This is a genomic window from Bacillus thuringiensis, from assembly GCF_001595725.1.
Taxonomy (GTDB): domain Bacteria; phylum Bacillota; class Bacilli; order Bacillales; family Bacillaceae_G; genus Bacillus_A; species Bacillus_A thuringiensis_K.
The window spans coordinates 390,132-405,648 of sequence record NZ_CP014282.1 but is presented as its reverse complement, the minus strand read 5'-3'; the positions used below and the strand labels follow the sequence as shown (position 1 = coordinate 405,648).

Sequence of the window (15,517 nt, the reverse complement as noted above, 5' to 3'; positions counted from 1 at the left end):
GTATGCTATATTTAACTTATGGAAATTTGAAAGGATGTTTTTAATATGTCAAAAAGCGTTGTAATCGCTGAAAAACCTTCCGTTGCACGAGATATTGCTCGTGTACTGAAGTGTGATAAAAAAGGAAACGGCTATCTTGAGGGTAGTAAATATATTGTAACTTGGGCTTTAGGCCATCTTGTTACATTAGCTGATCCAGAAAGCTATGATGTGAAATATAAAAAGTGGAATTTAGAAGATTTACCGATGCTACCTGAGCGTTTGAAATTAACGGTTATTAAACAAACTGGTAAACAATTTAATGCTGTAAAAAGTCAGCTACTTAGAAAAGATGTAAATGAAATTATTGTAGCAACAGACGCTGGACGTGAAGGGGAATTAGTCGCACGCTGGATTATCGATAAAGTTAAGATAAATAAACCAATCAAACGTTTATGGATTTCTTCTGTAACCGATAAAGCAATTAAAGATGGTTTTGCAAATTTAAAACCAGGTAAAGCCTATGACAATTTATACGCTTCAGCAGTTGCGCGTTCAGAAGCTGACTGGTATATCGGTCTTAATGCAACTCGTGCTTTAACGACTCGCTTTAATGCCCAGTTAAATTGTGGCCGTGTGCAAACCCCTACTGTTGCTATGATTGCTAGTCGCGAGGATGAAATAAAGAACTTCAAAGCACAAACTTACTACGGCATCGAAGCTCAAACAATGGAGAAGCTCAAACTTACTTGGCAAGATGCAAATGGCAATAGCCGTAGTTTTAATAAAGAAAAAATCGATGGTATTGTAAAAAGTTTAGATAAACAAAATGCTACTGTTGTGGAAATTGATAAGAAACAGAAGAAGTCATTCTCTCCTGGTCTTTACGATTTAACTGAATTGCAACGTGATGCAAATAAAAAGTTCGGTTACTCTGCTAAAGAAACATTAAATATTATGCAAAAATTGTATGAACAGCATAAAGTGCTAACGTACCCTCGTACAGATTCACGCTACATTTCATCTGATATCGTTGGAACACTTCCAGAACGTCTAAAAGCATGTGGTGTTGGAGAATACCGTCCCTTCGCACATAAAGTATTACAAAAGCCTATCAAACCTAACAAATCATTTGTTGATGATAGTAAAGTAAGCGATCATCATGCGATTATTCCAACAGAAGGATACGTTAACTTCTCAGCATTCACAGATAAAGAACGCAAAATTTATGATTTAGTTGTAAAACGTTTCTTAGCTGTTTTATTCCCAGCATTCGAATATGAGCAACTAACATTACGTACCAAAGTTGGTAGTGAAACGTTCATTGCACGCGGAAAAACGATTTTACATGCTGGTTGGAAGGAAGTATACGAAAATCGATTTGAAGACGATGATGTAACTGATGACGTAAAAGAGCAGATTCTACCTCACATTGAAAAGGGCGATACATTAACTGTAAAGTTACTTATGCAAACATCAGGCCAAACGAAAGCACCTGCACGCTTTAATGAAGCAACTTTACTTTCAGCAATGGAGAATCCTACAAAATATATGGATACGCAAAATAAACAACTTGCTGATACGTTAAAATCAACTGGTGGATTAGGTACTGTAGCGACACGTGCAGATATTATCGACAAACTTTTCAATTCTTTCTTAATTGAAAAACGTGGTAAAGATATTCACATTACATCAAAAGGTCGTCAATTACTTGATTTAGTACCAGAAGAATTAAAATCACCTACACTAACTGGTGAATGGGAACAAAAACTTGAGGCAATTGCAAAAGGAAAATTAAAGAAAGAAGTATTCATTTCGGAAATGAAGAACTATACGAAAGAAATTGTTTCTGAAATTAAATCGAGTGATAAAAAATATAAACATGACAACATTTCAACGAAGTCTTGTCCAGATTGCGGTAAACCAATGCTAGAAGTAAACGGCAAAAAGGGAAAAATGCTCGTATGCCAAGATCGTGAATGTGGTCATCGTAAAAATGTATCTCGTACAACAAACGCTCGCTGTCCGCAATGTAAAAAGAAACTAGAATTACGTGGTGAGGGTGCAGGCCAAATTTTCGCATGTAAATGTGGCTATCGCGAGAAATTATCAACATTCCAAGAGCGACGTAAAAAAGAATCTGGAAACAAAGCCGATAAACGTGACGTTCAAAAATATATGAAACAACAGAAAAAAGAAGAAGAACCATTAAATAACCCATTCGCAGAAGCATTAAAAAAATTAAAATTTGATTAAACAAAAAGGTTCCTACCTCTATCGGTAGGAACCTTTTATTTTAGTGAATGATTTTACTTCCTTTTGCATTCTCAACAAATTTTTCACTTGATTTGTTAATTGGTGTTTTCAGTAATAACGCAGCAACGATCATAACTACTACGAAAGCACTTAACACAAGTAAATCTCGCGTTACGATATCCCAAAGCATTCCGCCAACTGTTTCACGAATTGCGCTAATTGCGTATGTGAATGGTAAGAACGGATAAATCGCTTGGAAGAACGCTGGTGTCATTTGGATTGGGAATGTTCCGCCCGATCCTGCTACTTGCAGTACAAGTAAAATGATTGCCATCGATTTCCCAACGTTTCCGAAAATAGAAACGAGTGAGTATACGATACAAACGAAGACTCCACCAATAAATAAACTAAATAACACAAACCAGAACTTATCGACTACGTACGTACCGAGTAAGAATATATCTCCCATCGATACGATAAACGCTTGTGAAAGACCTATCGTTAAGAATGTTAATAAACGTCCGAAGTAAATTTCATGGCTCTTATAATTCGCGCCCTCTTCGTGTACTTCTACCGTTAATAATGAAACCATTAATAATGCGCCTACCCATAATGCAAGCACTGTATAGAATGGTGACATCGCTGAACCGTAGTTCGGCATCGCAAATAATTTATTCTCTTTTAAATTTACTGGATTCGCAAAGTAATCACTTTGCTTTTCAACATCGTTTTTCAATAAGCGTATGATGTCTTTTAAATCCTCTTCAGATTCAAAATCACGAATTTTATCTGCTAATTCTTTAATCTTTTTCTCAGTAGCTGGCATTTCAGCTTTAATATCTGCTAATTTCTTTTTCCCGTCTACTAAGCCTTTTGATGAATCTTCTAGTAATTTTTTAACATCTGGAAGCTTTTTGTCTGCCTCTTTTAAAATTTGAGATGTGTTTTTAGACATCTCTTTTGTGCGAGCAATTGCTGCATTGAAATTTGGAGTGATTTCTGAGTCATATTTAGCTAAAATGTCACCAATTTGGCCCGAAACACTTTTAGACACTTGATTAATACTTTCAATAACATCAGCTGCTGGTTTTTGACCTTTATTAATAGCGTCAATTCCTTTATCAGTTAACTCCATTCCTTTTTGCAAACCATCTTTTGCTTTATTTAACTTAGAAATTGTACCATTAAGGTTTTTATCACTATTCACATCAGCTAACACTTTATTTGTACTTTCCAGAACTGGAATCATGTCATTAACTAAATTCCAACTTGCTTTGAACTGCCCATTCAAATCATTTAAGGCTACTTTTGTAGAATCTAATCCATTAACACCTTTGTTACTTAAGTCTTCTCTTGCTTTTTCAAGCTCTATTTTTAATCTGCTGTAATCATTTACAGCTTTATCATATTTTTCTCTACCGTTGTCTAACGCTTCATTTGTTTGGTTTACTAACTCATTTGCCTTTTTGATATCTTGATTTAAATTACCTCTTAGTTGCTGCGCATCTTCTTTTACATTCTCAGCTTTGTTTTTCAATTGCTCAGCTGTGCTTACTGCTTTTTCGAAATCTGCTACAAACGTCGCATTATAATCTGCTTCTGCTTGATTTACCAAGTTATTTATTGTATCCAATTTTTTATTAGCAGCATCTCTTACATCTTGTTTCACTTCTTGCCCTGTACCAATAATATTGGCAATATCTTTAACGCCACCATTTGCATTTTCAATAGCTGATTTAAGGTTTGTTAATTTTTCTATTCTCTTTTGAAAGAATTCTTTTCCAAAATCAGTTGATGCAGACTCTTTAAATTTAGTAAAGACATCAATTAAATATGAAACACTATCTGCTCGACCTTGCAGCGTCTCAGAAACCTTATTAAGATCTTGTTTCGCTTTTTCTGGATCAAAATTACCATTTTGCAACCCATTTATAACGCCTTGTGCATAAGTTGTTCCGACACGTATTGAACTAAAAACATTATTTACAGTTTGATTAATATTTTTAGCAATGTTTTTATACCCCTCACCATTCACTTGCGGTAACGCTGGAATTTCTGGTATTTGTGGTACTTGCGGAATAGTTATATTAGGCAACACTGGGAATTTAGCTGGATCTGGAAGTGCCAGATTGAAATCCAATGATGGATTCTTTAAGAAATCCGTAATTGCCGCCGCACCATCTAAACCTTTTTGCATTACCATTAAATTATTCTTAATAGTTCCTGGAGCACGTTGCAATGTTTCATCATTTCTAGCAAAGAATTTATCTAAATTCCCTAACGCTTCTTGCCCATCATTTATAACACTCTCTACAACCGGCAACTCTTTTTGCGCTACTTTCACAACATCTTCTGCTCGAGTTGCATCATCTAATGCCTTATCCATAAGTGTATTCATTTCTGGGAACTGCGCTTCTAACTTAAATACAAGATCTTTTACTTTTTCGATACTTGGTAAATTTGTTTCTAAATCGATTCCAAGATCATTGAAAACTTTAAAAATCTCACCGTTTGCTGTTTTTACAAAGTTTTTACTAATTTCTTCTGTAATGCCTGATGCACCTTTTGCTGTAATCTTCGGTGCAATCGCGTTTACTTTTTCATTCACATAATAATCCAGTTCTGGTTTTTTAGGATTTTCATCCAGAACAGTTGCAATTTTTTCAGAGAAGTCTTTTGGAATCGTAATACTTGCATAATAATCCCCACGCTCAACTCCGTAAATTGCTTGTTTTTCATCTACAAATTTCCAGCCAAGATTTTTGTTTTTCTTAAGGGAGTCTACAATCTCTTTCCCGATATTAATGTCTTTCCCTCTTAAATTAGAACCTGCATCTTGGTTAGAAACTGCAATGGGAACCTCTTTTGTATTTCCATACGGATCCCAAGAAGCTTTAATGTTAAACCATGCATATAACGATGGTAAAATCATTAATCCTAAAACAATAACAATTGCAGCCCAATGTTTGGCTACATTCCGTAAATCTGTCTTATAAATACGCCAAATCTGTTTCATAGAAGTTATCACCTAATTATATATTTTTCCTTCTTTAGAAAATGATACATACATTTTGCAATTATATCACTTTCTACATCGTGTATTAACCAAAAACGTACTATTTTTTCCCATTAACTTTCACTTACTTCATTATATAACGAAGTGAGTGAAAGCATGAATACAAAATGACCAAATCGGTTTTACATTCAATAATAACAAATATATATGAAATGTCATAAAAAATACAAGTATTTTCTCTTGGAAATACTTGTATTCCAAAAAAAAATCCTCACAGCTTTTATTCTCTGTGAGGATTTCTTCTATTATATATCCAATTGAACCTCTACACCGAAATGATCTGAAATTACATTTCTGTTTGTACCATTAAAAATAACTTTTGAAGAATGAACCTTTTTACTTTGGTTACACAATATTAGATCGATTCGCAAATTATGTTTATTTTCATCCCAACCAGCAATCTCACCTTGGACAGTCGTTCCTTCATCCTTCTCTATTGCTAATTCATATGTGTCATACAAACCTTTTTGCATCATATACTCATAACCTTCGCCTTCCAACCGAGCATTGTTATTAAAGTCCCCCATTAAGAAGGCGAGCTTATTGCTATCTACACGCTCCATCAAACGATCGACTTGACCTTTGAATGACTCTTCTTCATCATTCCACCAACCGAGATGGCAAGAGTAAAACGTTATATTCTTACCATTATAAGCAATTGTTGTACTTACAATTTTACGCGTTTTCCAATACGTTGTATCCTCGTTTTCTGAAATAAAGAACGTATCTTCTTTTATAATATTATGCTTCGTTATAATCGCTAATCCTTCTTCGTACAAGTCATAACCAATATGAGAGAAATCCCAAGTAATATTGTAATCTTTTACATGTAGCGCTTTTAACTCTTCTAATAGTAAAAGTCCAAAATTATCTTTTTTCTTGTTACCGCATACATTTTCAGCTTGTATGGACTGACTTACTTCTTGCAATGCGATGACATCGTACTCTTCTTCTTGAATTACTTTAGCAAGGTATTTTATCTTTTCTATTTGATTCTCTTCTTGCCAAGAATGACAGTTTAAAGTTAGCAATTTCATATTATTACGCACCTAACATATCTTGAATGTCTGACTTTAATACGTCAGCTTTCGGACCATATACCGCTTGTACACCTTTATCTTTTACAATAAGCCCTAAAGCACCATTTTGTTTCCACTGTGCTTCTGGTGCAACAACATCTAAGTCTTTTACTGTTACACGTAAGCGTGTCATACAAGCATCTACGTCAGCAATATTTTCTTTTCCACCTAATAAATCGATAACTTTTGTTGCTAATGAACCGTCTTGTACATTTCCTGTTCCTTCTGATGCCTCATCTTCATTATCAATATAGTTACCTGCACGCCCTGGTGTTGGTAAATTGAATTTTTTAATTAAGAAATTAAATAGTGTAAAGTTAAGACCGAAGAACACTAATGAAACAATAACAAAGTTGATTAAGTCTCTTGTTAAACCTGCATTAACCATCATTGGTGTACGAGTAATTAACTCAATAAATCCAAATGCATGAACACGTAAGTTAATTAAATCAGCTAGTGCGAATGCAAGTCCTGTTGTAATAGCATATACAACATATAATACTGGAGCAATAAACATGAACATGAATTCAATTGGTTCTGTTACACCTGTTAAGAATACTGCTAATGCTGCTGATAAAAACATTGGTTTATATTTTGCACGCTTTTCTTTATCAACGTTACGGAACATCGCAAATGCAATCCCCATTAACGCTGCTGTTGAGCCGATAACTTGTCCAGCTTTGAAACGAGCTGGTACAACGTTATTTAATAAATCGTTATATGCCTTCGTATCTCCATTTGCTAGTAAATTATTTAAATCTGTAATCCATGCAAGCCATAATGGATCTTGTCCTGCTACAACTTGTCCAACTTTTGAACCAGTTAACATCGTATATGTTCCGCCTAGCTCTGTATAGTTCATCGGAATCGTTAACATATGGTGTAAACCAAATGGTAATAATAAACGCTCTAACGTTCCATATACAAACGGTGCAACAACTGGTGCGCTATCTTTTGAAGCTGCAATCCAGCGACCAAATTCATTTAACCCACTTTGGATGAATGGCCATAGAAGTGATAATACAATCGCAGTAACTGTAGACCAAAGAATTACAACGAATGGTACAAATCGTTTTCCATTAAAGAATGCTAATGCCTGTGGCAGTTTATTATAGTTATAATATTTGTTATATAAAGTAGCTCCTAAGAAACCTGTGATGATCCCTACGAACACTCCCATGTTTAATGCAGGTGCACCAAGTACAGAAGTAAAGTAATCTTTTACAATTAAATCTCCCGCTATTACTGAAGAAACTTTCGCTTTTGAATCCGCTAACATTTCAGCGTTTACGCCAAATATAGCTCCTGTAATTCGGTTTGTTAAGACGAATGCTAATAGCGCTGCAAATGCACCACCCGCGCGATCTTTCGCCCAAGATCCCCCAATTGCTACTGCGAATAAGATGTGTAGATTTGTAATGATTGCCCAACCGATGTCTTCCATTACGCGAGCGATTGTATGAACTGCGTTAACATCCCCAGCAGACATACCAATTAACTTACCGATGGAAATCATTAAACCAGCTGCTGGCATTACAGCTACAACAACTAATAAAGCTTTCCCGAACTTTTGCCAAAAATCAAAAGACGTAATTTTCATCTGTTCTTCCTCCCCTTTATTTATAACAACATAATGATTTAAATTATAATTTCTGTCCCTTTTATGAAAACGATTCCTCATATCATTTTTCTTTTTACGCAACCGTTTTCATAAATCTATTTTAATAAAAGCGTTTTCACTTTGCAATAGAAATTTATTTTTTTTCATAAAAAAAGATGCTCAAAGAGCATCCTTTTTTATTATGAAATGCGATAAACCCTTGTTTCATAAGGTTTTAAAGCAATTGTTGTTACTTCTTCATGTTCCGCAACTTCATAGTTATTTAAAAGCAAACGTTTGCGTTCTAGTGCAAATGAACCCTCATTATACACAGCTTCCTCTTTTGAGATATTACTAATTACAATGACTTTTTCATCCTGTAACGTACGTGTATATGCATAAATTTGTGGATCGTCTTCTAAAAGTAAATCGTACGTACCATAGTTCAGTACATCGTGCTCTTTTTTCAGGGCAATCATTTTCTTATAGAAATTGAAAATAGACTTTTCTTCATTTTTTTGCTTCTCAACATTAATTTCTTTGTAATTTGGATTCATGCTAAACCAAGGTGTACTTGTTGTGAAACCAGCATTCATCTCATCATTCCACTGCATAGGTGTACGTGAATTATCGCGGCAAGAAGCCCATATAATCTCCATCATATCTTGATGTGGTACGCCCTCTGCAATTTTCTCGCGATATAAATTTTTAATTGCTACATCATCGTAATCTTCAATATTTGGTAACTGAACATTTGTCATACCAATTTCTTGTCCTTGATAAATAAACGGTGTACCGTGCATAAAGAAATACATCGCTCCTAGAGCTGTTGCACTTTCACGCCAATATCGTTTATCATCTCCCCATGTTGAAACGATACGTGGTTTATCGTGATTCTCAATATATAAAGCGTTCCATCCTTTATTTTCTAATCCTTTTTGCCATTTCGTTAATACTTTTTTCAATCCTACAACATCAAGGTCTTTCTTCTTCTCTGCATCCCATAAACTTAAATGTTCAAACTGGAATACCATATTGAACTTACCTTGCTCTTCTCCAACCCAAAGCTCAGCATCTTCAATCTTAACGCCATTTGCTTCACCAACAGTCATAATATCGTACTTAGAGAATGTATTTTCTTTTAGCTCTTCTAATAAAGGTTGAATACCTTTTACATTCATATGTTTATCAAAAGATGGCACATATTTTAACTCTTTTGGATTTGGCATATCCTTGAGACCTTCTTCTTTTTTAATATGACTAATCGCATCAACGCGGAAACCATCAATACCTTTATCAAGCCACCAATTAACTGTATCGTATAATACTTCGCGAACTTCTTTATTCTCCCAGTTTAAATCTGGTTGTTTACGCGAGAATAAGTGTAAATAATATTGTCCTGTTACTTCATCATATTCCCATGCCGAACCATTAAAAATACTTTCCCAGTTGTTTGGTTCCGCACCATCTTTACCATCATGCCAAATATACCAATCACGCTTCGGATTGTCTTTAGATGAACGAGACTCAATAAACCATGGATGTTCATCACTTGTATGATTAATAACTAAATCAATAATAAGCTTCATATCACGCTTATGAACTTCATCTAGTAAAGCATCAAAGTCTTCCATCGTACCAAACTCATCCATGATATCTTGATAATCACTAATGTCATAACCATTATCATCATTAGGTGACTTATACATTGGGCAAATCCAAATTACATCTATACCTAAATCTTTTAAATAATCCAGTTTCGCAATAATACCTTGTAAATCTCCAATACCATCTCCATTTGAATCCATAAAGCTACGTGGATAAATTTGATAAGCAACTGCTTCTTTCCACCATGTCTTATTCATAGTCCTTCTCTCCTTTTGCATCCCATCGGAATTTCATGCAAACGTTTTCGTAACACTATCATAACAAAATATGAACAGTTTGCAACTGTTTTCATTGAACTCTATGTAGATTCTTTATTCTTATGCTTTATTTATTTCTCACAAGAGCAAATCTCATTCCTCATCAGCTCTTGTCCACGCACGCGAACGTCGTATACCATTTCGATTAAGAAGCGGACATCATAGTTACGATAATTTTTCTCTTTTGTATCCCTCCTTTTCATATGTAAAAAGGTATACAATAAAAAATCATCCAATATGCCGTTACCTCGCAGCATGTTGGATGATTCAAATTGATTTTCTATATCGTTTCAAATTCTTGCTCCTACTCATAAACTTTTACTTATAGATTAATTGTATTTCGTATCATTTTCATGCAATGAATGTAATTTAATATTTGGAAATTTATCTTTTTCAATACCGCTATTATAAGAAACAGGAACTTGAAATTCGAATTGCTTTGTCTCGTGTTTTTGCAAATAGACTGGTTTCGGTACCGGATAACTTTTTGAATTTTCGTTTGCATTATCATATAAAACAACTTTTAATGCTTGTGAATGACTACGATAATTTTTTAAAGTAACGATGCACTTTCGTTCGATATCCTCTCCATTTTTCTCCACTCTACACTGGCTATCATCTTTTTTATATTCTATGGCTTCTACACCTGTTTTTCCTGCGTAGTACCATGTTTTATTCAATGTCTGGAGGATGTTATTTAAAATAAACGGCATCATTAAAATCAAAATACTAGTACCTACTACTTTTATCTTATTCATTTTTCTAAATGTACTAGACTCCTTTTTTCCTAGCCATTTTAAAAATAATATAAATGCAATTACATGTAGTATGAAAGAAACAATCAATATATTTGAGACTTTATAATCCATATAAACATACGTATGTATCGGAACCCTATAGACGTTGAATAGTTTTTCCCCAATTAATTCATTATCATTTGGAATTTTTAATAATAATAAAACCCCTATACTGTAACAAATAGCTACTAATCGATCATACTCAATGCGAATCATTCCTTCTCCCCTTTACTTTGTTTTTTATTATCGATTTTAGCTATTATTACCATACTATACAATCTTTTTATAGCGGATAACGTAAAAAAGTCCCTTATAAATATATAAAGAACCTTATTAATATACCGTATGAATTAAAAATCAATATACAATTTTCACATAGAGATTTCTTCAAAATATGTTGGATCATGTATTGTAATTTTTTTATCTAAAATTGTAACAATGCTATCATTTTTTAATTGTTTTAATACACCGCTAACTGTCTCTCGAGATGTTCCAGATATTTTGGATATTTCAATTGTTGTAAGTGGACATGAAATTACAATCTTTTCCCCACTCTGTTCTCCTAAATCCTGCATTAAATAATTTAACGTTTGGATAACACGATCTTGTGCATTAGGAATTGTAATATTTTGCACTCGATTTTCGTTCAATTTTAATATAGATGATAATTGCTGAACAACGTACATCAATTGCGTTCTGCTGGATTTTACCATATCTTCAAAGATTACCGTTGGAATATAATATACCTCCACATCCGTCATTGCTTCTGCTGTATAGTTATATCCTCTGTCTGTAAACATACCACCATAAGGAAAAATAGAATACCGCTTTACATAGTCATCGTATAATAAGTTCCCATTTTGATTAACCCGCTCTAACTTTACAAAACCATCTAACATGAAGTAAATTCTTTCCCTTGAATCCCCTTCTAAAAATAAAAATTGACCTTTTTTATAAGTTCGCCAATAAACAAACTCTGTTAACCCTTTCAATTTTTTTTCTGTTAAATGAGCAAATAATTCGAACTGCTTTAAGTCTTTCACTACGTTCCGTCTATTCATAAAATTCCCTCTCTCTTGCTGTATGTTGGAGCGAAAAATCAAGAAAGCGTATTCAATTTGAATTTTATCATAATTAACTTATATATTCAGATTTCATCATGAAAACTTTATGAACAATGAGCACAAAAAATATTAATAAATAAAAAGAATGAAGTTACTAACTCCATTCTTTTTTACTACTAAGTAGCGTACATAATAATTTAAACATACATGCATACATTCTGTTTTGAAATAATAGTACCAGCTTTTTCTTCTAGTGCTTCATATACTTTTTCTAAAGACGTAATAATCGTTTTTCTTTTTGGATTTGTATTAACAAAATTAATAGCAGCTTCAATTTTTGGAAGCATGCTTCCCGCAGCAAATTGTTGTTCTTCAATATATTCTTCTAATTGATTCACTGTGACATGCTCTAATTTTTTTTGATTCGGTTGATTATAATTTACATACACATGATCAACTGCAGTCAAAATAACGAGCGTATCAGCATCTACTAATTCTGCTAATTTCTGCGCAGCGAAATCTTTATCGATAACCGCTTCAGTTCCTTCTAACCCTTCTTCAGAATCAATTACTGGAATTCCACCTCCGCCAACAGCTATCACTATGTTTCCATCTTCGACCAAAGAATTAATAACTTTATGTTCATGAATACTTACAGGCTTCGGTGATGGAACAACACGTCTCCATCCTCTACCAGCATCTTCTTTAAACACTGCTTTTGTTTCATCCATTAATCTTCTGGCCTCTTCTTCTGTATAAAAAGGACCAATTGGTTTAGTTGGATTTCTAAATGCCTCATCTTTTTTATCCACAACAACGCGTGTTATAACCGTTGCTACGTCTTTATTTATATTCCGCTTTTTCAATGCCTTTTCAATCGCATTTTCCATCCAATATCCAATCATCCCTTGGCTCATTGCCCCACAAGTATCTAATGGCATTGCAGGTGTCTTTTCCGTTTCTGCAGCTTTTTGCTGTAATAAAATATTCCCCACTTGTGGGCCATTTCCATGCGCAATTACTATATCCACATCATTTTCCATTATTTTCACAAGTTGTTCCGCCGTTTTTTCCAACGCTTCTTGCTGCGCTCCCGCAGTAGCTTCTCCAGACTGTATCGCATTTCCCCCTAGTGCAACTACAATTTTTCTTCGTACCATATTCCAGCCCTCCAGTTGATTTCGCTTTCACAGCGCTTTATAAAGTAATACTGCCTGTAATTAATCCATAAATCGCAAAGAATGCTAAAGCACCAATTACTACGGATGATGCTAATTCCACTCGAGTAAATATTTGCTTCGAACTCTTTTGCTTTTGAACATTGTAAAAAATAAAAATACCTGGCGCATATAAAGTCATTGTTAATAATAAATACTCTAAACCGGCTGCATAAACTAACCACACGCCATAAATACTTGCTATCAAGCCAATTATTATATTTTTATTTCGATCTGCTTCTTCAGACTTTAAGCTATGCTTCAGTTGATAAAATGCTGAAAAAGCATATGGGATTAAAATAGCTGAAGATGCTAAAGAGAATGCAAAGTTATACGCCTGATCAGAAACGACGAATGTTAACAAGAATATTTGTATTAAACCATTTGTTATCCATAATGAATTTACTGGAGCCTTATTTTTATTTTCTTTTGCGAACCATTTTGGAAATACTCCATCTTTAGCCGCTAAATATGGAATTTCAGAAGCGAGCAAAGTCCAACCTAACCAAGCACCTAATACAGAGATGACCAAACCTAAATTAATAAAGATAGCACCCCATTTTCCAACAACACTTTCAAATAAATAAGCCATAGCCGGATTTTTCAAACCTGCAATATCTGCTTGCTGCATAAGTCCAAGAGACAATAATGTGATTAAAATGTAAATGATGAGTGTACCAATTAAGCCAATAACGGTTGCTTTCCCTACATCACTTCTATTTTTTGCTCGACTGGATAAAACAACAGCCCCTTCTACCCCAATAAATACCCATAAAGTTACAAGCATTGTACTTTTAACTTGGCTGCCAACTGCTCCCCATGAAAAAGAACCAGTTTGCCCCCAAAATCCATCTAAGAACGTATCAATATGAAACGCGAAGATTCCTATGACAATAAATACAAATACAGGTACTAATTTTGCGATTGTAGTTATTAAATTCACAAGGGCTGCTGATTGAACTCCACGTAAAATTAACATGTGAACACACCATAATAATACGCTTGCACCAATAATAGACGCTACATTTTGCCCGCCTTCAAAGATCGGGAAGAAATATCCTAATGAAGAGAACAATAATGTACCGTAAGCTACATTCCCAAGCCAAGCAGATAGCCAGTATCCCCACGCACTATTAAATCCCATAAAATTACCAAACCCTGCTTTTGCATAGCTAAAAATACCACCATCTAAATCTGGTCGTTTTACAGTGAGATTTTGAAAAGATAATCCGAGTGCAATCATTCCAATTCCTGTTATAACCCAACCAATAATAATGGGTCCCGCACCAGCACCTTTTGCCATATCACTTGCTAAATTAAATGCTCCACCACCAATCATAGACCCAACTACAAGAGCCGTTAGTGTAAACAACCCTAATTTCTTATCTTCACCCATTCCACTCACCTCTCTTTAATTGCAATAACAATACAAAAGCAATAGTGAATGATAGTGTCTAAAGGAGGAGAAAGAAGAAAGGAAAACTCCCTTCCTTCTTTACTCCATGTCTCCTAAAGTAGCTGCCATAACCGCTTTAATTGTATGCATTCTATTTTCAGCTTGATCAAATACTTTTGAATGTTTACTGCGGAATACTTCGTCAGTTACCTCCATTTCTTTCAACCCATATTTCTCATAAACTTCTTCGCCATACATCGTTTCAACATCATGAAATGCAGGTAAACAATGTAAGAAAATCACGTTTTCATTCCCTGTTTCTTTAATCATTTTCATATTTACTTGATAAGGTTTCAATAACTCCACACGTTCAGCAAATTTTTCTTCTTCCCCCATAGACACCCATACATCTGTATAAATTACATCTGCATTCGCAACAGCTTCTTCCACATTACTTGTTATCATTACCTGTTCGTTATATTTTTTTGCTAAATCAATTACTTCTTGTGCAGGCCATAAAGATTCCGGTGTACAAATACGTACATCCATTCCAATGATTGCTCCACCAACTAGTAAACTATTAGCAACATTATTTCGTCCATCTCCAACATAAACGAGCTTCACATTTTTTAATTTTCCTATATGTTCTCTAATTGTTAATAAATCTGCTAGTGTTTGTGTTGGATGCCACATGTCTGTTAATCCATTCCAAACCGGCACACCAGAATTTTGTGCTAAAGATTCTACAGTTTCATGACTAAATCCACGAAACTCAATTCCGTCAAACATACGCCCTAACACTTTTGCTGTATCCTCTACAGATTCTTTTTTCCCAAGTTGAATATCACCTTTCCCTAAATATTCAGGATTTGCCCCTAAATCTGTACATGCTACTGTAAATGCACAACGCGTACGAGTAGAAGTTTTTTCAAATAAGAGCGCTACATTTTTACCTTCTAAATAATGATGCGGGATACCATTTTTCTTTTTCTCTTTTAATTCTGCTGCCAAATCTAGAAAATATAACAATTCTTCTTGTGTAAAATCTTTTTCTGCTAGAAAGCTTCTTCCTTTTAAATTTGGTCTAGTCATTAACATACTTCATCCCTACTTTCTCCGTTATTTATA

10 protein-coding genes are annotated in these 15,517 nt (G+C 34.3%); 1 reads left to right on the top strand and 9 read right to left on the bottom strand.

Annotated elements, in window-relative coordinates:
• The first annotated feature begins 45 nt into the window (after positions 1–45).
• On the top strand, positions 46–2,235 hold the full coding sequence (gene topB, locus AXW78_RS02080) for a DNA topoisomerase III (RefSeq protein WP_000047287.1): 2,190 nt from the start codon (positions 46–48) through the stop codon (positions 2,233–2,235).
• 40 nt (positions 2,236–2,275) lie between these two features.
• On the opposite strand, the gene AXW78_RS02075 is transcribed toward topB, so the two are convergent.
• From AXW78_RS02075 to argF, 9 genes are all read right to left on the bottom strand, one after another.
• A complete protein-coding gene (locus tag AXW78_RS02075; protein ID WP_061883737.1) occupies positions 2,276–5,251 on the bottom strand; it encodes a YhgE/Pip domain-containing protein in 2,976 nt (991 codons plus the stop codon).
• A 305-nt stretch (positions 5,252–5,556) separates the two neighbouring features.
• Positions 5,557–6,348, bottom strand: coding sequence for an endonuclease/exonuclease/phosphatase family protein (locus AXW78_RS02070; protein WP_046945086.1), 792 nt, complete (start codon positions 6,346–6,348; stop codon positions 5,557–5,559).
• Positions 6,349–6,352: 4 nt separating this feature from the next.
• Positions 6,353–7,990, bottom strand: a complete 1,638-nt coding sequence (locus AXW78_RS02065) for a PTS transporter subunit IIBC (protein ID WP_000705560.1) — start codon at positions 7,988–7,990, stop codon at positions 6,353–6,355.
• Positions 7,991–8,190: 200 nt separating this feature from the next.
• The gene (locus AXW78_RS02060) at positions 8,191–9,855 is read right to left on the bottom strand and encodes a glycoside hydrolase family 13 protein (RefSeq protein ID WP_061883736.1); all 1,665 of its coding nucleotides are present in this window, start codon (positions 9,853–9,855) and stop codon (positions 8,191–8,193) included.
• A 389-nt stretch (positions 9,856–10,244) separates the two neighbouring features.
• Entirely contained in the window at positions 10,245–10,928 is a 684-nt protein-coding gene (locus tag AXW78_RS02055) for a hypothetical protein (RefSeq protein WP_000619197.1), read from the bottom strand.
• Between the two features lie 155 nt (positions 10,929–11,083).
• Positions 11,084–11,773 carry a Crp/Fnr family transcriptional regulator gene (locus AXW78_RS02050; RefSeq protein WP_001081904.1) on the bottom strand — a complete coding sequence of 230 codons (690 nt, stop codon included), beginning with the start codon at positions 11,771–11,773 and terminating at the stop codon, positions 11,084–11,086.
• A gap of 200 nt (positions 11,774–11,973) precedes the next feature.
• On the bottom strand, positions 11,974–12,936 hold the full coding sequence (arcC, locus tag AXW78_RS02045) for a carbamate kinase (RefSeq protein WP_000252340.1): 963 nt from the start codon (positions 12,934–12,936) through the stop codon (positions 11,974–11,976).
• Between the two features lie 37 nt (positions 12,937–12,973).
• The gene (arcD, locus tag AXW78_RS02040) at positions 12,974–14,389 is read right to left on the bottom strand and encodes an arginine-ornithine antiporter (RefSeq protein WP_061883735.1); all 1,416 of its coding nucleotides are present in this window, start codon (positions 14,387–14,389) and stop codon (positions 12,974–12,976) included.
• Positions 14,390–14,488: 99 nt separating this feature from the next.
• A complete protein-coding gene (argF, locus tag AXW78_RS02035; RefSeq protein WP_000930300.1) occupies positions 14,489–15,487 on the bottom strand; it encodes an ornithine carbamoyltransferase in 999 nt (332 codons plus the stop codon).
• Between the last annotated feature and the right edge of the window lie 30 nt (positions 15,488–15,517).

Bases quoted from the DNA above. Each gene is read 5' to 3' on its own strand.
- topB (WP_000047287.1), top strand. From the start codon at position 46: ATGTCAAAAAGCGTTGTAATCGCTGAAAAACCTTCCGTTGCACGAGAT.
- AXW78_RS02075 (WP_061883737.1), bottom strand. From the start codon at position 5,251: ATGAAACAGATTTGGCGTATTTATAAGACAGATTTACGGAATGTAGCC.
- AXW78_RS02070 (WP_046945086.1), bottom strand. From the start codon at position 6,348: ATGAAATTGCTAACTTTAAACTGTCATTCTTGGCAAGAAGAGAATCAA.
- AXW78_RS02065 (WP_000705560.1), bottom strand. From the start codon at position 7,990: ATGAAAATTACGTCTTTTGATTTTTGGCAAAAGTTCGGGAAAGCTTTA.
- AXW78_RS02060 (WP_061883736.1), bottom strand. From the start codon at position 9,855: ATGAATAAGACATGGTGGAAAGAAGCAGTTGCTTATCAAATTTATCCA.
- AXW78_RS02055 (WP_000619197.1), bottom strand. From the start codon at position 10,928: ATGATTCGCATTGAGTATGATCGATTAGTAGCTATTTGTTACAGTATA.
- AXW78_RS02050 (WP_001081904.1), bottom strand. From the start codon at position 11,773: ATGAATAGACGGAACGTAGTGAAAGACTTAAAGCAGTTCGAATTATTT.
- arcC (WP_000252340.1), bottom strand. From the start codon at position 12,936: ATGGTACGAAGAAAAATTGTAGTTGCACTAGGGGGAAATGCGATACAG.
- arcD (WP_061883735.1), bottom strand. From the start codon at position 14,389: ATGGGTGAAGATAAGAAATTAGGGTTGTTTACACTAACGGCTCTTGTA.
- argF (WP_000930300.1), bottom strand. From the start codon at position 15,487: ATGTTAATGACTAGACCAAATTTAAAAGGAAGAAGCTTTCTAGCAGAA.